This is a genomic window from Stenotrophomonas sp. GQ19, from assembly GCF_059758695.1.
Map to the genome: position 1 here is coordinate 72,979 of NZ_JCAXES010000007.1, position 17,367 is coordinate 90,345.

Here is a 17,367-nt window from a genome sequence, read left to right on the forward strand (position 1 = left end):
GACTCTCCCCATGGCAGCCAACCTTTACCAATCCCTGGCCGATGAAATGGCCGATGCCATCCACAGCGGTCGGTTGCCGGTGGGCACCCGCCTGCCCTCGCTGCGTGGCCTGGCGGCGCAGCGCCAGCTCAGCCTCAACACCGTCATTGCCGCCTATCGCCAGCTCGAAGATGCCGGCCTGGTGGTACCGCGGCCCAAGGCCGGCTTCGTGGTCAGCCCGCGCCTGGCCGAACCGACCCGCTCGCTGCGCCAGGCACCGTCGCTGGCCACCACCCTGGCCCAACAGCTGATGATGGCGCGGGTGCTGGCCGCGCAGCAGCAACCGGGCATCGTCGACCTGGCTTTCGCCGGCCCGCGCGGGCGTCGCTTCTATCCCGGCGACAAGCTGGCGCGCAGTACCGCGCAGGTGCTGCGCCGCGCCGGCATGGTGGAAACCTATGCCCGCCCGAATGCGGCCACCCGCCTGCTGGAGCAGATCGTGCGGCGCGGGCCACGGCTGGGCCTGCACACCAGCACCGAGCGCCTGGTCCTCACCCATGGCGCCATGGAAGCGCTGCAGCTGGCCCTGCGCGCGGTGACGCGGCCCGGGGATGCGGTGGGGATCGAAGCACCGTCCTACTTCAACCTGTACCCGCTGCTCAGCAATCTGGGCCTGAAGGCCATCGAGCTGCCCACCGATCCGCGCCGCGGGCTGGATGTGGATGCCGTGGCCGCGCAGCTGGAACGCGGTGCGCTGCGTGCGATCGTGGCCATGCCCACCGTGCACAACCCGCTCGGTTGCACCATGCCCGTGGCCGAAAAGCAGCGCCTGGCCGCGCTGGTCAACCACTACCGCATTCCCCTCATCGAAGACGCGGTGTATGCCGAACTGCAGTTCCAGGAGCCGCTGGCGCCGCTGCTGAAATCCTTCGATGAAGACGGCTGGGTAATGGTGTGCAGCAGCTTCTCCAAGACACTGGCGCCGGACTACCGCATCGGTTGGCTGGACGCAGGGCGGTTCGCCGCCGACATCCAGCTGCTCAAGTTCCAGTCCACCGGGGCCGAGCCGCGCCTGCTCGGCGAGGCTGTGGGCGCGTTCCTGGAAGCGGGCAGCTACGAGCACCACCTGCGCACGCTGCGCCGCCTGTACAACGACCAGGTGCGACGCGTGCGCGCGTTGATCGCCCAGCACTTCCCGGCCGGCACGTTGGCCACCCAGCCCACCGGCGGCTTCCTGTTGTGGGTGGAGTTGCCGGCCGGCATCGACACTGGCGCGCTGTTCGAACAGGCCCTGGCGCGCGGCGTGGTGTTCATGCCCGGCCAGGTGTACTCACGCGGCGCGCGCTACCGGCATTGCCTGCGGTTGTCGTGCTGCCAGGAACTGGACGCGGCGTACGTGGACGCGATCGCCACGCTGGGGCAGCTGGCCTGCGCCCTGCGCGACGCCTGAGTCCAAGCCCCGCGGTTACAGCTGCAGGCACCCGGCCAGCCCGGCCGGATCGGCCCCGGGCGCAAAGGGCAGGCGGCCCAGGCACGGCATCGCAAGGCGGTCGCGCAGCATGGTCATGTTGTCGTCGATGCGCGCCATCTGCGGGTCGACCTCGTTGCCGATCCAGCCGATGCAGGTGGCCCCGCTGGCCGCGATCGCCGCCGCGGTGAGGCGCGCATGGTTCAGGCAACCCAGCCGCAGGCCCACCACCATCACCACCGGCAGCTGCAGTGCGTGCACCAGATCGGCCTGGTCCAGCGTGGCCGACAGCGGTGCCAGCCAGCCGCCCACGCCCTCCACCACCACCGTGTCGGCCTGTGCGCGCAGCCGCCCGAAGGCCGCCTCGATCGGGTCCAGCGCCAGCTGCACGCCGGCGTCGGCGGCGGCCAGCTCGGGCGCCAGCGGCAGGGGCAGCGCGTACGGGTTGAGGTCGGCGTAGGCCGGCACCGGCTGGCTGGCGGCCAGCAGCGCGGTGGCGTCCTCGTTGCGCCACCCGTGCGCGGTGCGCTCGCAGCCGCTGGCCACCGGCTTCATCCCCACCGCCGTGCCACCACGCTGGCGCAGCGCGTGCAGCAGCACGCAGCTGCTGAAGGTCTTGCCGATACCGGTGTCGGTACCGGTGACATACAGGGCGGGAAGCGGGTAGGCGGTCATCACGGCCGGGATCGGGAAGGAGCGGTGCATTATCGACGGTCCCGGCGCGGCCTGCTGCTTGCTAGACTCCGGGCATGTTCGATACTTCCACGCTCACCGGCAGCAAGCCGGAACAGTACGGCCAGCTGCTGGCCCAGGCCCGCGCACTGGTACACGGCGAGCGCGACCGCATCGCCAATGCGGCCAACCTGTCGGCCCTGGTCTACCACGCCCTGCCGCACCTGAACTGGGTGGGCTTCTACTTCTTCGACGGCACCGAGCTGGTGGTCGGCCCGTTCCAGGGGCTGCCGGCCTGCGTGCGCATCCCGCTGGACAAGGGCGTGTGCGGCGCGGCGGCCAGCCAGCGCGTGACCCAGCGCATTGAAGACGTGGATGCCTTCCCCGGCCACATCGCCTGTGATTCGGCGTCGCGCTCGGAACTGGTGGTGCCACTGGTCCACGGCGATACCCTGATCGGCGTGTTCGACCTGGACAGCCCCTCGCTGGCGCGGTTCGACGCCGACGACCAGGCCGGCCTGGAGGCGATCGCCGCGGTGTTCGTCGAGGCCCTGGGATGAGCACCAAGCTGCGCAACATCGGTCCCAAGAGCGCGGCCTGGCTGCGCCAGGTCGGGTTGCGCACGCCCGAGGAGCTGACCGCGATCGGCGCGGTCGGCGCGTTCGTGAAGGTGCGCCGCGCCGGCTTCAAGCCCAGCCTCAACCTGCTCTACTCGCTGGAAGGCGCGCTGCAGGACTGCCATTGGCAGGAACTGCCCGAAGCACGCCGCACCGAACTGGTGGCCGAATACGAGGCCATCATTGCCGACAAGCCGCTGAAAAAGGCACCCCCGGCGTCCGGCCCGGTCTACGACCGCACCGCCGAACGTCGCGATGATGATGCCGACATCGACGACGTGCCTCCGTTCGACGACGAGACCGCGTAGAGCCGGGCTCTGCCCGGCTGCTCTTACGCAGCAACACCACTTCCAGTACCAGCCGGGCAGAGCCCGGCTCTACGTACATGCAACACCACATCCAGTACCAGCCGGGCAGAGCCCGGCTCTACGTACATGCAACGCCACTTCCAGTACCTGCCGGGCAGAGCCCGGCGCTACGCAGGTGCGCGGCGCGCGTGATCAAGGCTGCTGCAGTTCCAGCAGTTCGCCCCACAGGCGGTCGTCTTCGCGCTCCACGCGCAGCTGCAGGCGGGTGCCGTGGTCGATGCGCAGTGCCCAGCACATTGCCATCGGCAGGCCACACACCTGCGACAGCACCATCCGCAACGGGCCGCCATGGCTGACGATCAGGGTGGGCAGCGGGTCGGGGTCATCCAGCAACCGGTGCAGGCCACGGGCAATGCGGCGCTCGAAGTGGCCCCAGCTTTCGCCGTGCGGCGGCGGGTTGGCGTGCGGGTCCAGGTGGAACGCCGACAGCTCCTGCATCGGCAGCTCATGCAGCGCATGCCCATCCCAGTCGCCGAAGTCGAGTTCGGCCCACTCCTCGTCGGCCACCACTTCCACCCCGTGCGGCAACGCGAGCGCATCGGCAGTGGCCAGCGCACGCTGGCGGGGCGAGCTCACCACGCGTCGCCAGGGCAGCCCCGCATAGCGGGCGCACAGGGCGTCGGTACTGCCGTCTTCCAGCACGGGGTCGGTGCGCCCGTCCAGGTGGCCGTCACGGCCGGTGCTGGCGTGGCGGATCAGGTCCAGGATCACGCCGCTGCCTGCGCGGTGGATGGAGCGGAACGGTGCTGCAACCTCGAAGGGGTCATGGGCATCACATCGTGGAACGAGGGGCATTCTAACCGCTCGCTCCGTGCCACCCCGCCGCGCCGGCTGCCGCAGGCAGGCCTTTGCTCTACACTGCGCGCACTTCCAGGTGACCTGCGGCGCATGCCGGCAGGTTGAAACGGGAAGCCGGTGACGCAGCAGACCCTTGCCTGCCACTCCGGCGCTGCCCCCGCAACGGTAAGCGTGGAAACACCCGGCATTACGCCACTGTGCTTGCGCATGGGAAGGCGCCGGGTGCGATGGCCCTGGCCATCGGCCCGCAAGCCCGGAGACCGGCCTGGAAGACGACTGGTTGCGATGCGGCGGGCATGGCGGCGGCAAGCGGCGCCGTGCGCGTGTCCGCCCACCGTCGATCCATCCCTGCAGCGCGATCATCCCCACCCCTTGCCGCGCGGGCGTGCGCGGTGCATGGAGTCATCGATGAAGCTGCAGATCCAAGTCCTTTCCCTGGCCGTGCTGTCGGCCCTGCCCCTGCTGGCGTCGGCCCAGGACGAGGCCACCGCGCTGGACCAGGTCCTGGTCACCGCCACCCGCACCCCGATCGCCCTGCAGGACAGCATCTCCCCGGCGCAGGTGATCGACCGCGCCGAGATCGAGCGCAGCCAGGCGCCGTCGCTGCAGGACCTGCTGCGTGGCCGCGCCGGCATCAACCTCAACAACAGTGGCGGGCTGGGCAAGCAGAGCTCGCTGTTCCTGCGCGGCACCAACTCGGCCCACACCCTGGTGCTGGTGGACGGCGTGCGCATCAACACCGGCGACCTGGGCCTGGCCATGATCCAGGACCTGCCGCTGGCGCAGATCGAGCGCATCGAAATCGTGCGCGGGCCGCAGTCCAGCCTGTACGGTGCCGACGCGATCGGTGGCGTGATCCAGATCTTCACCCGCCGCAACGCCGGCAGCTTCGCCCCGCACTTCCAGGTGGGTGGCGGCAGCAACGGCCTGCGCGAGGCCAGCGGTGGCTTCGGCGGCAGCGGCGCGCGTGGCTGGTTTGGCACCGACATCGCCTACCAGCACACCGACGGCATCAACTCGTGCCGCGGCGATGCCGCGACCTTCGCTGGCTGCGGTGCCAATGAGCCCGACCGCGACGGCTACCGCAACCTGTCGATGAGCCTGCGCGGCGGTTACGCGCTGACCGATGCGCTGAGCGTGGAAGGGACCGCGCTGCGCGCCGAAGGCGAGAACCACTACGACGGTTACTACAACTATTCGGAAACGCTGCAGCAGGTGCTGGGCGGCAAGGTGCGTTACACCCCCAGCGAGCGCTTCACCCTGACCGCCAACGTCGGGCGTGCCGACAACGAATCGGACAACTACAACGGCAGCACCTGGCTGGGTGCGGCGCAGACCCACCGCAACAGCGCCTCGGTGCAGGCCGACGTGGGCATCGCCGAGGGCCAGCTGCTCAGCGCCGGCGTGGACTGGAGCCAGGACAACCTGGACGGCAGCAGCGCTGGCTACCTGGTCGACAGCCGCGACAACACCGGCGTGTTCGTGCAGTACCAGGGCCGCTTCGGCGCGCACCACCTGCAGGCCAGCGTGCGCAATGACGACAACGAACAGTTCGGCAACCACACCACCGGCAGCCTGGGCTGGGGCCTGGAGCTGGGCAGCGGGTTCCGCCTCAACGCCAGCTACGGCACCGCGTTCAAGGCCCCGACCTTCAGCGACCTGTACGACCCGTGGAGTGGCGTGCCGGGCCTGGACCCGGAAAAATCGAAGAGCGCCAACGTCGGCATCGCCCAGCAGGGCGACGGCTGGCGCTGGGGCCTGGACGTGTATGAAACCCGCATCGACGACCTGATCACCTACGACGCCACCACCTTCATGATGTCGCAGGTGGAGAAGGCGCGTATCCGCGGTGCCGAGTTGACCGGTGGCATCACCCTGGCCGGGTTCGACGTGAACGCCCAGCTCAGCCACACCGATCCGCGCAACCGCACCAACGGCAGCGCGCAGTTCGACAACTGGCTGGCCCGCCGCGCGCAGAACACCGCCCGCCTGGATATCGACCGCAGCTTCGGTGGCTTCCGCGCCGGCGTGACCGCCAACGGTGCCGGCAAGCGCTACGACAACGCCGCCAACACCGTGCGCCTGGCCGGTTACGGCACGCTCGACCTGCGCCTGGAATACGCACTGAGCCGCGACTGGTCGGTGCTCGGCCGGGTCAGCAATGTGTTCGACCGCGATTACGAAACGGTGGCCTGGTACAACCAGCCCGGCCGCGAGTACCGCCTGAGCGTGCGCTACCAGCCGAAATAAGGGATCTGGACGGCGGCACTGCCGCCGTCCCACCCTCGGTAGGTGCCGACCGTTGGTCGGCACAATCATTGAACCTGGTAGGTGCCGACCGTTGGTCGGCACACGTGTCAACCGCCGCCGGTTACAGCACCAGCAATTCCCGCAGATCATCCACCACGGCCACCGCCTCGACGTTGTCCAGATCCAGCCCGCGCGGATAGCCATAGCGCACCAGCGCCACCGGCATGCCTGCATCCACCGCCGCGCGGTAATCGGTGATCGAATCGCCCACCATCAAGGCGGCCTCGACGGCCACCTCGAACTGAGCGGCGATATGCCGCAACGGCGCACCACTGGGCTTGCGTTCCGGCAGCGAATCGCCGCCCAGCACCAGCGCAAACTGATCCTGCAGCCCGAAGTGCTGCAGCAACGGCGCCACCAGCGCGGACGGTTTGTTCGTGCAGATCGCCAGCGTCACCGCGCGTTCCCGCAACGCAGCCAACGTTTCGGCCACACCATCGAACAGGCGCGGACTGCGCAACAGGCAGGCCTCGTAGTGCCGCATGAAACCGGGCATGACCGTGTCCAGATCGATATCACTGCCGGCCGCGGTGAATGCCTGTTCGACAAGCCGGCGCACGCCATCGCCGATCCAGGTCAGTACCGTGGCCTCCGCCACGCGGGGCAACTGCCAGTCCTGTAGCGTGCGGTTCAACGCTTCGGCAATATCGGCCGCGCTGTCCACCAGCGTGCCATCCAGATCGAACACCACCAACGGATACGGATACGACAAGGCAATGCTCACTTCCACAGCAGGGAAGCGCCATTGTACGGAGGTGCGTGTGTGATGCCGATGCACGCCCCGGTAGAGCCGACCGTTGGTCGGCTGCACGCGCCCGCTGCGGTTGCGGTTGCGGCGTGCTGATGCGCGGTTGCCGGATCAAGTGCAGCCGACCAACGGTCGGCTCTACCGGGGCCGCGTTTACAGCTGCGCCAGGAATTCCGGGCTGGCAAAGCGTTCCACCAGGAAATCCAGGAAGCTGCGCATGATCGTTGGCAGCTGCCGGCGGGAGGCATACACCGCGTGGATGCCCAGCCCTTCCACCTGGTAATCGGGCAGCACTTCAATCAACTCGCCACTGCGCAGCAACGGGGCGATCTGGTAGGTGGGCAGCATCGCGATGCCCGCGCCGGCGCGCACCGCTTCCAGCAGCAGCGATGCTTCGTTGGCGCTGATGTTGCCGCCCACCGCCACCGCGATCGCGCGGCCATCGCGCTGCAGGTGCCACACGCTCTTGCCCACGTAGTGGTGGGTCAGGCAGTTGTGCGCGGCCAGCGCGTCGGCCGTGGTTGGCGCACCGCGTTCGGCCAGGTACGACGGCGCCGCGCACAGCACCGAGCGGCACGGTGCCAACCGCCGTGCGATCAGCGCCGGATCGATCGCGCGCGAAATGCGCACCGCGATATCCACGCGCTCTTCCACCAGGTTGACCACCCGGTCCACCAGCAGCAGTTCCACCCGCGTCAGCGGATACCGCTTGACGAAGTCGGCCACCGCGGCGGCCAGGTGGATCTGCCCGAACGACACGCTTGCCGTGACCCGGATCAACCCGTGCGGCTCGGGGTTGTCGGTGGCCAGTTCGCCGTGCAGCTCATCGCCGATCGCCAGCATCTGCCGGAACCGCAGCAGCGCCGCCTCGCCCGGGCCGGTCAGGCTGATCCGGCGCGTGGTCCGGTGCAGCAACCGCGCGCCCAGCCAGCGCTCCACCTCGGCCAGGTAGCGGGTCACCATCGCCCGCGACATGTCCAACGCGTCGGCTGCCGCGGTCAGGCTGCCGCGCTCGACCACCTCCACGAACACGTTCATCGCCGTCATCCGGTCCATTTGATCGATCCGTGCAACAAATTAGCCCGTTATACGCGGTTTTTCGTTCGATTCCAGACGCATACGCTGGCCTTCCTTCCTCAACGGACCTGCCCCCATGAAAATCGCCCTCGTTGGTGCCACCGGCAACATCGGCCGTGAAATCGCCCGCCAGGCTCTCGCCCGCGGCCATCAAGTCACCGCCATCGTGCGCCGTGAAACCGACCTGCCGTCCGAACTGGACGGCGCCCAGCTGGCCGTCGCCGCGCTGGACGACACCGATGCCCTGGCTGCGGTGATCGCCGGCCACGACGTGCTGGCCAGCGCCTTCGGCCCGCGTCCGGGTGATGCCCCCAGCACCGTGACCACCACCAGCGCCGCGCTGGTGAAGGCCGTGCGTCAGGCCGGCGTGCCCCGCTTCATCATGGTCGGCGGCGCCGGCAGCCTGGAAGTCGCCCCGGGCGTGCAGCTGGTGGATACCGAGGGCTTCCCGGATGCCTACAAGCCGGTCGCCCTGGCCGCGCGCGACACCCTGAAGCAGCTGCAGGCCGTGGACGACCTGGACTGGACCTTCTACTCGCCCGCCGCCGAGATCGGCCCCGGCCCGCAGCGCGGTGGCTTCCGCACCCAGGCGACGAATTTCCTGGTCGGCGATGACGGCCACAGCCGGATCAGCTACCCCGACTACGCCGACGCCTTCGTCAGTGAGATTGAAACCCCGCAGTACGTGCGGCAGATCGCCACGGTTGCGTATTGACCGAGCCGCCGATCTGGAGCAGCCGACCAACGGTCGGCTCTACCGGTCCCGGTGTCATGTCGGGGCCGTCTGGTCCCGGTGTCATGTCGGGGCCGTCTGGCCCCGGTGCCATGTCGGGGCCGTTCTGCACAGGAATTCTTGATATGCCGACCTTCTCCCGCACCACCTTGGCCCTGGCGTTGACGCTCGGTACCGCGCTCGGCGTGACCGCACCGGCCATCAGCCACGCCGCCGCGGCCACCGCCGATGCCCACGCGCTGCAGGTGCAGCCGTACCACCCCGGCGACACCGCCCTGTTCTCCGTCGCCTCCACCCTGATCACCGGCCAGCACGACGCGATCCTCATCGACGCCCAGTTCGCCGCGTCCGACGCCGCCCAGCTGGTGCAGCGCATCCGTGCGTCCGGCAAGCAGCTGACCACCATCTACATCAGCCACGGCGACCCCGATTATTACTTCGGCCTGGCCACCCTGCAGGACGCCTTCCCCCACGCCCGCATCGTCGCCACCGCCCAAACCGTCGCCCACATCACCGCCACCCAGGCCGGCAAACTCGCCTACTGGGGCCCGCAGATGGCCGCCGATAAACCCAGCCGCATCGTCATCCCCGACGTCCTCCAGGGCGACACCCTCACCCTCGAGGGCCAGCCGATGACCCTCATCGGCCTCCACGGCCCCACCCCCGACCGCACCGTGCTCTGGATACCCAACCTCCGCACCCTCGTCGGCGGCATCCCGGTGGTCGCCGGCGAACACGTCTGGATGACCGACACCCAAAGCCCCCAATCGCACACCGACTGGCTGACCACCCTGACCACCCTCGCGGCCCTCAAGCCCGTCCACGTCATCCCCGGCCACTACGCCCGCGGTGCCGCACTCGACGCCACCGCCCTCACCTTCACCGCCGATTACATCCGCGCCTTTGATGAAGAAACCGCACGCAGCAAGAATGCGGACGCCTTGATTGCCGCAATGAAAAAACGTTACCCGACCCTGCAGGGCGTGGGTTCGTTGGAGATCAGTGCGAAGGTCGCGAAGGGGGAAATGCAGTGGCCGTGATGGTGTGACACGCGACAGAGAAAAGCGATGTAACGCATCAAAGAAAATGCGCAACGTTGATTATTGTCATGCCACAACAGGACGATGACGGAGTATCGGCAGTCGATTTGGATGCGACCCTACCGAGCAGAAATTTCCAAGCACGATAAGCATGACGTGCACGATAAGCGTCGCGCGTTGCGCAGATGACGCCGTTGCCCGCCCCAACGCGCCGACCGAGTATCAGGGGGTGGTGCGGGTGGGTTGGCGGGACCGTTGGGCGCCATGGATGGCGCCCACGAGCCTCCAGGGATGGATTTACGGCGTGTCCCGCCAACCCACCCGCGCCACCCAGACCCTCATCAAGCACGCACCAACGCACTGGCTCTCAGCTGTTCGCTGTTCGCCTCCAGCTTCTAGCTGTTAGCCACAAGCGAAAATCACTCGCCATCCAGATGATCAAACAGCCCAGGCTGGCTCACCGCCTCGCGCTCGCGGAACCCGCCCAACCCCACCCCCACCAACCGATACCGCGTCTCTGCCGGCAGATCCACCCGCGCCCGCAACGCCAGCGCGATATCGCGCAACTCCTCACCCGATTCCGGCGGCGACTCCGGCGTAAAACTCCGCGTAATGATCCGGAACTGCGACGTCTTCAACTTCAGCACCACCGTGTGCCCCACCCGCTCCGTCTTCCGCGTCGCCCGCCACGTCTTCCCCGCCAACTCCACGATCGCCGCCTCCAGCGCCTCCAACGGCAGATCCTCCGCGAACGTATCTTCCGACGAAATCGACTGCACCGGCTGGTCCGGCTCCACCGCCCGCTCATCGATCCCCCGCGCCCGATTGAACAACCGCGCACCAAACGTCCCGAACCGCCCCTCCAACACCTCCAGCGGCAATGACCGCAGATCGCCCACCGTCACGATCCCCAACTCTGCCAGCTTCCCCGCCATCACCTTCCCCACCCCCGGCACCCGGTTCACCGGCAGCGGCGTCAGAAACTGCTCCACCCGATGCGGCGGCACCACGAACTGACCGTCCGGCTTGCGCCAGTCCGATGCGATTTTGGCCAGGAACTTGTTCGGCGCGATCCCCGCCGACGCCGTCAACGACGTCTCCTCACGGATCTCCCCACGGATGATCGCCGCGATCTCCGTCGCCACCGTCATCCCCCCCTTGTGCACCGTCACATCCAGATACGCCTCATCCAACGACAACGGCTCCACCAGATCCGTATGCCGCAGGAAAATCTCCCGCACCTGCCGCGACACCGCCTTGTAGCGCACAAAATCCGGCGGCACGAACACTGCATCCGGACACAACCGCTCCGCACGCAGCGCCGGCATCGCCGACCGGATCCCGAACACCCGCGCCTCGTACGACGCCGCGCACACCACCGAGCGTGCCCCCTTCCACGCCACCACCACCGGCTTGCCGCGCAGCGACGGATCGTCGCGCTGCTCCACCGACGCGTAGAACGCGTCCATGTCCACATGGATGATTTTGCGCAGAACAGACACGGCGGGAAGACTCGGACCTGGAAGCAGATGCGTAGATGAACAAGATTACAGCCACACGCCTGAGTATGGTCTTTTCATAACAACAACATGCGTTTTTCAAGCTGAAAACACTACGCCGGCGTACGGTTAAAACGTTTGATTGAATCACTTTTCCTCTGCACTCTTGCGCACTTGGTTCCAGCAACACAGCCTGCCCATGGCCGGCTTTACCCGATGGCTTCTTCAGGATTGCGCTTTCCATGACTCGTCTCCACGCGTTCTCGCGCGAACAACTGCTGGCCAGCGCCCGCGGTGAACTGTTCGGCCCGGGCAGCGGTCGCCTGCCCAACGATCCGATGCTGATGTTCGATCGCATTACCGACATCCGCGACGACGGCGGCCCCCACGGCAAGGGACTGGTACGCGCCGAACTGGATATCCGCCCGGACCTGTGGTTCTTCGGCTGCCACTTCATCGGCGACCCGGTCATGCCCGGCTGCCTCGGCCTGGATGCCATGTGGCAGCTCACCGGCTTCTACCTCACCTGGCTGGGCGCGCCCGGCCGTGGCCGCGCCCTGGGCTGCGGTGAAGTGAAGTTCACCGGCCAGGTACTGCCCGAGGCCAAGCTGGTCAGCTACGAAATCGACATTACCCGCGTCATCAACCGCAAGCTGGTGATGGCCCAGGCCGACGCCCGCATGCTGGTGGACGGCCGTGAAATCTACTCCGCCAAAGACCTCCGCGTAGGTCTGTTCACTTCCACCGAGAACTTCTGATGCGTCGCGTCGTCATTACCGGAATGGGCATCACCTCGTGCCTGGGCAACGATCTGGACACGGTCTCCAGCGCACTGCGTGAAGGCCGCGCCGGCATCCGCCACCTGCCCGATCATGCCGAAGCCGGCCTGCGCAGCCACGTCGGTGGCAACATCGAACTGGACCTGGACGCGCAGATCGACCGCAAGGTCAAGCGCTTCATGAGCGATGCCTCGGCGTACGCCTACATCGCCATGCGCGATGCGATCGCCGATGCCGGCCTGGACGAGGCGCAGGTCGCCAATCCGCGTACCGGCCTGATCGCCGGCTCCGGCGGCGGCTCCAGCCAGTGGCAGGTCGAATCGGCCGACATCCTGCGCGCCCGTGGCGTGCGCAAGGTGGGCCCGTACATGGTGCCGCGCACGATGTGCTCCACCGTGTCGGCCTGCCTGGCCACCGCCTTCCAGATCAAGGGCCTGAGCTACTCGCTGTCCGCTGCCTGCGCCACCTCGGCGCACTGCATCGGCGCGGCGGCCGACCTGATCCGCCATGGCGCACAGGACGTGATGTTCGCCGGCGGCGGTGAAGACCTGCACTGGTCGATGAGCGTCATGTTCGACGCCATGGGCGCGCTGTCCACCCGCTTCAACGACACCCCGGCCAGCGCCTCGCGCCCGTACGACAAGGACCGCGACGGCTTCGTCATCGCCGGTGGCGGCGGCATGCTGGTGCTGGAAGATTACGACCACGCCGTGGCACGTGGCGCGCGCATCTATGCCGAACTGGTGGGCTACGGCGTCACCTCCGACGGTGCCGACATGGTCGCCCCGTCCGGTGAAGGCGCGGTGCGCTGCATGAACATGGCCATGGCCAACCTGAGTGGTCCGATCGACTACCTCAACACGCACGGCACCTCCACCCCGCTGGGCGATGTGACCGAGCTGAAGGCCGTGCGCGAAGTGTTCGGCCAGAACGTGCCGCCGCTGTCGTCGACCAAGGCGCTGTCGGGCCATTCGCTGGGCGCAGCCAGCGTGCACGAAGCGATCTACTGCCTGCTGATGATGCGCGACGGCTTCATCGCCGGCTCGGCCAACATCGGCGAGCTGGACCCGCTGGTGGAAGGCTTCCCGATCGTGCGCGAAAGCCAGGATGCGCAGTTGAACACGGTGATGTCCAACAGCTTCGGCTTCGGCGGCACCAACGCAGCGCTGGTGTTCGGCCGGGTGTGATGCCCGGTGGATGCAGTGACAGAAAAACCCGGCCAGCGCGCCGGGTTTTTTTGTGTCCGGATGGGGGCGGTGAGTTTTGGTGGGGAGACGGAGCTGCTGGCAGCCAGGTGACGCGTTTTTCGGGGGCGGTGATGCGTTCGTCGCGCCGGTCAGCGGTGTCGGCGGTCGTTTGGGAACCGACCCTACCGGAGTCCGCGCGACGTGCGGATGGCAGATGTGGCGGGCCGCCAACGTCGTCGACCAACGTGCTGGTGGGCCATCGCTGGTAGGGTCGCTCCCCAGACGACCGCACGTGCCGTGTCCCGACCGATGGTGGGCATGACCCTGGCCGAAGAGGGAGGTTTGCGAGCGTGAGGCCGAGGCGGTCTTCGGCGGCGGTCATGCGTTCGTCGCGCCGGTCAGCGGTGTCGGCGGTCGTTTGGGAACCGACCCTACCGGGGTCCGCGCGACGTGCGGATGGCAGATGTGGCGGGCCGCCAACGTCGTCGACCAACGTGCTGGTGGGCCATCGCTGGTAGGGTCGCTCCCCAGACGACCGCACGTGCCGTGTCCCGACCGATGGTGGGCATGACCCTGGCCGAAGAGGGAGGTTTGCGAGCGTGAGGCCGAGGCGGTCTTCGGCGGCGGTCATGCGTTCGTCGCGCCGGTCAGCGGTGTCGGCGGTCGTTTGGGAACCGACCCTACCGGGGTCTACGTTCCGCGCCCCGGCCGATGGTGGGCCGGACCCTGGCCGGAGACGCTGCTCGCCGGTGGGAACCCCGTTTAACGCAGGTGCGGGAGCAGCAGGGTGTGCGCGTCTGCCAGCGAGTCGACGATGCGGTGGCCCAGGGCGCGCAGGTCGTCGTCGGGGTGCACCAGGTCGGGTACCTGGATCGCGGTCATGCCCGCGCCCACCGCGGCACGGATGCCGGCCGGTGAGTCTTCCAGTGCCAGGCAGCGCGCCGGGTCCTTGCCCAGTTTCTGCGCGGCCAGCAGGTAGATGTCCGGGGCCGGCTTGGGGTGGGCCACGTCGCTGCTGGTCACCACCACCTCGAAGAACGGCAGCAGCCCGGCCGCGGCCAGCTTGCGCGACGCGCGGGGCTGGCGGGTCGAGGTGGCCACCGCGCGCGCGATGCCGTGGTCGTGCAGCAGCTGCAGCAGGTCCAGGATGCCCGGACGCAGCGGCAGGCCTTCCTGCGTGCGCGCTTCGTACAGGTCATGGCAGCGCGCGAACAACGCCGCCACCTGCCCCGCATCGATGTACTGCAGCAACAGGCGCTCGCAGTCGCGGTCGCCCAGGCCGACGAAGCGCAACCAGAAGTCATCGGCGAGCGGCAGCGCCAGCTCGTGCGCCGCCTGCGTCCAGCAGGCGATCGACACCCGCTCGCTGTCGATCATCAGGCCGTCCATGTCGAAGATGACGGCGTCCGGCAGGAACGGCAGCGCGGCAATCGCGGTCATGGCACGTTGAAGAGCGTTTCAAGATCGGCGGCATCCAGGATGCGCCACTGCCCTTCGCCGAGGTCGCCCAGGGTCAGCCCGCCGATGCGGCTGCGGTGCAGCGCCGCGACGTGGTTGCCCACCGCCGCGAACATGCGCCGCGCCTGGTGGTAACGGCCTTCGTGCAGCACCAGCTGCGCCTGGCGCGGCGACTGCACGTGCAGTTCGGCCGGCAGCAGCGGTTTGTCATCCGATTCCAGCAGCAGCGTGCCGCTGGCAAAACGCGCGGTTTCATCGCCACGCAGGTCTTCGGCCAGGGTGACCTCATAGGCCTTGTCCAGGCGCGACTTGGGCGAGACGATGCGGTGCAGCAGCGCGCCGTCGTCGGTCATCAGCAGCATGCCGCTGGTATCGCGGTCCAGCCGACCCACCGACGACAACAGCGGCGAACGTTCGCGGAAACGCGGCGGCAGCAGGTCGTAGATCAACCGGCCCTTGTCCTTGGTCGAACAGGTGTAGTCGCGCGGCTTGTGCAGCATCAGGGTCAGGCCCTGCGGCGGGTCCAGCGGTTCGCCCTCGACCCGGATCGCCTCGTGCGCGACCACGTCATCGGTATACAGCACCTCGCCGTCGGCATCGGTGACCAGGCCGTCGCGGAACATCCCCTGCACCTGCTTGCGGCTGCCATAGCCCAGGTTGGCCAGAAGCTTGACCAGCTTCACGCGCGGCCTCCGCGGCCCCACGACGGCTCACGTTCCCGCGGCGCCCGGACCGGCGTGGCGGTCTTGCTGGCCTTGGTGGCCTGGATCAGCTTGAAGCCGTCGCGCTCGGCGGCTACGCGGACCTGGCCGAAGCTCTCGTTGAGGATCTGCTCGTACGGCAGGTGGCGGTTGGCCACCAGCCACATCCGCCCGCCCGGGCGCAGCGCCTGCGCGGCCACGGCGATGAAGCGCTGGCCGATGTCGGGGCGGTCGGCACGCGAGGGGGTGTGGAACGGCGGGTTGGTCACGATGAAGTCGTACTGCGCCTCGATCCCGGCGGTCACATCCTGCCAGTGATAGGTCAGCGCGGCCGGCGCGCCGAGCGCGTCCAGGTTGGTGCGGGCCAGCGCCAGCGCGCGGCCTTCGGCCTCATACAGGTCCAGCCCGGTCACGCCGGGGCAACGGGCCAGCACTTCGGCGGACAGGTAACCGAAACCGGCGCCCAGGTCGGCACCGCGCCCGGCCAGGTCGGCGGGCAGCTGCTCCACCAGCAGCGCCGAGGCCGGGTCGATGCGGTCCCAGGCGAAGATGCCCGGGCGGCTCTGGAAGCGGCCGCCCAGAATCGCGCGGGGCGCGTCCAGGGTGGCCCAGCGCTTGGCCAGCGCGGCGTCGTGCTGGCCATCGAGCGGCGCGGTCCAGTAGGCGCGGCAGTGGTTCTTGGTGAGCTTGCCGCCCAGGCCGGTCAGCTGCTGCAGGTCGCCTTCGCCGGAGCGGGCGCCTTCGTTGTTGTGCTGGCAGGCCACCACCACCCCGCCCGGGGCGGCCAGCGCCACGGCGCGGGCAAACAGCGCCTTGGCTTCCTCACGCTGGCGCGGCGGCAGCACCAGCACCACTGCGTAGCGGGTGCTGTCGTCGGCCAGCTGCTGCTCGTCGCGGACGGTCCAGCCGCTGGCTTCCAGCGCATCGGCGAACGGCCGGAAGCTCTGCTCGCAGACCAGCTGGGTCGGCTGGGCGTGCTCACGCAGCGGCCAGCCGTCGCGGGCGCGCAGGAACAGCACCGGGCCGGCGGGCCAGGACAGCACGCCACTGGCGAACGGCAGGAACAGGGTTTCCAGGGGAGCGTCGTGCTGGGCAGCCATCGAGAGGGGGCACATCTTGAAAAGAGACCGCCATTCTACCGGTTCGCCCGGATCGCCTCCGCCCGGGCCCGATTTGCGTTTATTCAACGCCATGTTGATGCCCCGGCAACATCCAAACCGTCAGGGTGGAGGCTCATTTGCGATGGAGATGGCTCATGCGTGCATTGTTTGTCGGTGGCGTGGTCGACAACAGCGAGATGGACATCGAGGGCGCCCAGCCCCCGGTGCACTACCCCCAGGACACCGGCGGCGGTCACTCACGCTACCGCCTGCACCAGGTCGGCAAGCAGGCCGACGGCACGGTGGCGTACGCGGTGTATGGCGCGCCGGACATGGCCGACGACGAGGTCTCGCGGGTGGCCGACGAACGCGCGTATGCACGGCGTTTCGAGGCCGAGCCCGAGGTGTTCGTGCACTGATGCGGGGATAAGCGCAGGCGCTGCCGCTTCGTGCCGGCCCTGCGCTTTACGTCGCCGTGCGGGCACTGACGCGCATGGCGACTGGTTCAGCCCAATCACGCCGGTCTGACCGGCGCGGGGTTACTCGACCGGGGGCAGCTGGCGGATGCTGGCGATCCGGTCGAGCCACACCAGGTGCTGCTGCACCGGGGTATCCAGGTCGTCGAGCCGCAGCTGGCCATTGCTGCCCTCGTTCTCCTCGGCATCGCGATACTGCTGCAGGGTGGGCTGCACCGCGACGGTGCCCAGCAGGCGGGTGCCGTCGTCCAGGGTGATCTCGACGTGGGTCTGGCCGCGCAGCTGCGGCAGCAGGGCTTCCAGCGCCGCGATCCGGGCCGGATCGGTATGGATGGTCGGGGCGTAACGGGACATGGG

Annotated in this window: 18 protein-coding genes and 1 riboswitch; of the genes, 9 read left to right on the forward strand and 9 right to left on the reverse strand. The window is 68.4% G+C overall.

Translation table 11 applies throughout. The features are described 5' to 3' along the window. The first annotated feature begins 10 nt into the window (after positions 1-10). Entirely contained in the window at positions 11-1,429 is a 1,419-nt protein-coding gene (locus AC6CHL_RS13880; RefSeq protein ID WP_498294861.1) for an aminotransferase-like domain-containing protein, read from the forward strand. Positions 1,430-1,444: 15 nt separating this feature from the next. Here AC6CHL_RS13880 and bioD read toward each other — a convergent pair whose 3' ends face one another. Next, positions 1,445-2,122: a dethiobiotin synthase gene (gene bioD / locus AC6CHL_RS13885; RefSeq protein WP_498295045.1), complete on the reverse strand. Its 678-nt coding sequence runs from the start codon at positions 2,120-2,122 to the stop codon at positions 1,445-1,447. A gap of 74 nt (positions 2,123-2,196) precedes the next feature. Here bioD and AC6CHL_RS13890 point away from each other — a divergent pair, with 74 nt between their 5' ends. Together AC6CHL_RS13890 and AC6CHL_RS13895 are read left to right on the forward strand one after the other, a co-directional pair. Then, positions 2,197-2,679 carry a free L-methionine (R)-S-oxide reductase MsrC gene (locus tag AC6CHL_RS13890; protein WP_038690679.1) on the forward strand — a complete coding sequence of 161 codons (483 nt, stop codon included), beginning with the start codon at positions 2,197-2,199 and terminating at the stop codon, positions 2,677-2,679. After that, on the forward strand, positions 2,676-3,044 hold the full coding sequence (locus AC6CHL_RS13895) for a TfoX/Sxy family protein (RefSeq protein WP_141058505.1): 369 nt from the start codon (positions 2,676-2,678) through the stop codon (positions 3,042-3,044). Before AC6CHL_RS13890 ends, AC6CHL_RS13895 begins: the two co-directional genes overlap by 4 nt. Before the next feature lie 192 nt (positions 3,045-3,236). On the opposite strand, the gene AC6CHL_RS13900 is transcribed toward AC6CHL_RS13895, so the two are convergent. Further along, positions 3,237-3,899 carry a histidine phosphatase family protein gene (locus AC6CHL_RS13900; RefSeq protein ID WP_498294864.1) on the reverse strand — a complete coding sequence of 221 codons (663 nt, stop codon included), beginning with the start codon at positions 3,897-3,899 and terminating at the stop codon, positions 3,237-3,239. Positions 3,900-3,959: 60 nt separating this feature from the next. Next, positions 3,960-4,185: riboswitch (cobalamin riboswitch) on the forward strand. A gap of 125 nt (positions 4,186-4,310) precedes the next feature. Between AC6CHL_RS13900 and btuB the strand changes: the two genes are divergently transcribed. Beyond that, complete coding sequence (btuB, locus tag AC6CHL_RS13905; protein ID WP_498294866.1) at positions 4,311-6,152, forward strand: TonB-dependent vitamin B12 receptor; 1,842 nt, start codon at positions 4,311-4,313, stop codon at positions 6,150-6,152. A gap of 121 nt (positions 6,153-6,273) precedes the next feature. Here the strand turns inward: btuB and gph are convergent, their stop codons facing one another. Both gph and AC6CHL_RS13915 read right to left on the reverse strand, forming a co-directional pair. Further along, on the reverse strand, positions 6,274-6,924 hold the full coding sequence (gene gph / locus AC6CHL_RS13910; RefSeq protein WP_038692545.1) for a phosphoglycolate phosphatase: 651 nt from the start codon (positions 6,922-6,924) through the stop codon (positions 6,274-6,276). A gap of 189 nt (positions 6,925-7,113) precedes the next feature. After that, positions 7,114-8,016, reverse strand: coding sequence for a LysR family transcriptional regulator (locus AC6CHL_RS13915; protein WP_463600304.1), 903 nt, complete (start codon positions 8,014-8,016; stop codon positions 7,114-7,116). Positions 8,017-8,113: 97 nt separating this feature from the next. On the opposite strand from AC6CHL_RS13915, the gene AC6CHL_RS13920 reads away from it, so the two are divergent. Further along, on the forward strand, positions 8,114-8,752 hold the full coding sequence (locus AC6CHL_RS13920; RefSeq protein WP_498294868.1) for an NAD(P)-dependent oxidoreductase: 639 nt from the start codon (positions 8,114-8,116) through the stop codon (positions 8,750-8,752). A 143-nt stretch (positions 8,753-8,895) separates the two neighbouring features. After that, positions 8,896-9,810 (forward strand): MBL fold metallo-hydrolase, encoded by a 915-nt coding sequence (locus AC6CHL_RS13925; RefSeq protein ID WP_498294870.1) that lies wholly within the window; start codon positions 8,896-8,898, stop codon positions 9,808-9,810. Between the two features lie 419 nt (positions 9,811-10,229). Here the strand turns inward: AC6CHL_RS13925 and dinB are convergent, their stop codons facing one another. After that, entirely contained in the window at positions 10,230-11,312 is a 1,083-nt protein-coding gene (gene dinB, locus AC6CHL_RS13930; protein ID WP_038690694.1) for a DNA polymerase IV, read from the reverse strand. 239 nt (positions 11,313-11,551) lie between these two features. Here dinB and fabA point away from each other — a divergent pair, with 239 nt between their 5' ends. Beyond that, a complete protein-coding gene (gene fabA, locus AC6CHL_RS13935; RefSeq protein ID WP_038690696.1) occupies positions 11,552-12,067 on the forward strand; it encodes a 3-hydroxyacyl-[acyl-carrier-protein] dehydratase FabA in 516 nt (171 codons plus the stop codon). Next, entirely contained in the window at positions 12,067-13,275 is a 1,209-nt protein-coding gene (gene fabB, locus AC6CHL_RS13940) for a beta-ketoacyl-ACP synthase I (protein ID WP_498294872.1), read from the forward strand. Before fabA ends, fabB begins: the two co-directional genes overlap by 1 nt. Before the next feature lie 762 nt (positions 13,276-14,037). Here the strand turns inward: fabB and AC6CHL_RS13945 are convergent. From AC6CHL_RS13945 to AC6CHL_RS13955, 3 genes are read right to left on the reverse strand one after another with little or no spacing between them, the layout of a single operon-like run. Next, on the reverse strand, positions 14,038-14,715 hold the full coding sequence (locus AC6CHL_RS13945) for an HAD family hydrolase (protein WP_498294874.1): 678 nt from the start codon (positions 14,713-14,715) through the stop codon (positions 14,038-14,040). Further along, complete coding sequence (locus tag AC6CHL_RS13950) at positions 14,712-15,416, reverse strand: pseudouridine synthase (RefSeq protein WP_038690702.1); 705 nt, start codon at positions 15,414-15,416, stop codon at positions 14,712-14,714. The genes AC6CHL_RS13945 and AC6CHL_RS13950 overlap by 4 nt, the downstream gene beginning before the upstream one ends. Next, positions 15,413-16,534, reverse strand: coding sequence for a class I SAM-dependent methyltransferase (locus AC6CHL_RS13955; RefSeq protein WP_498294876.1), 1,122 nt, complete (start codon positions 16,532-16,534; stop codon positions 15,413-15,415). Before AC6CHL_RS13955 ends, AC6CHL_RS13950 begins: the two co-directional genes overlap by 4 nt. 155 nt (positions 16,535-16,689) lie before the next feature. Here AC6CHL_RS13955 and AC6CHL_RS13960 point away from each other — a divergent pair, with 155 nt between their 5' ends. After that, positions 16,690-16,953, forward strand: coding sequence for a hypothetical protein (locus AC6CHL_RS13960; RefSeq protein ID WP_038690707.1), 264 nt, complete (start codon positions 16,690-16,692; stop codon positions 16,951-16,953). 120 nt (positions 16,954-17,073) lie between these two features. Here AC6CHL_RS13960 and AC6CHL_RS13965 read toward each other — a convergent pair whose 3' ends face one another. After that, positions 17,074-17,364: a DUF3247 family protein gene (locus AC6CHL_RS13965; protein ID WP_137191148.1), complete on the reverse strand. Its 291-nt coding sequence runs from the start codon at positions 17,362-17,364 to the stop codon at positions 17,074-17,076. Positions 17,365-17,367: the final 3 nt, after the last annotated feature.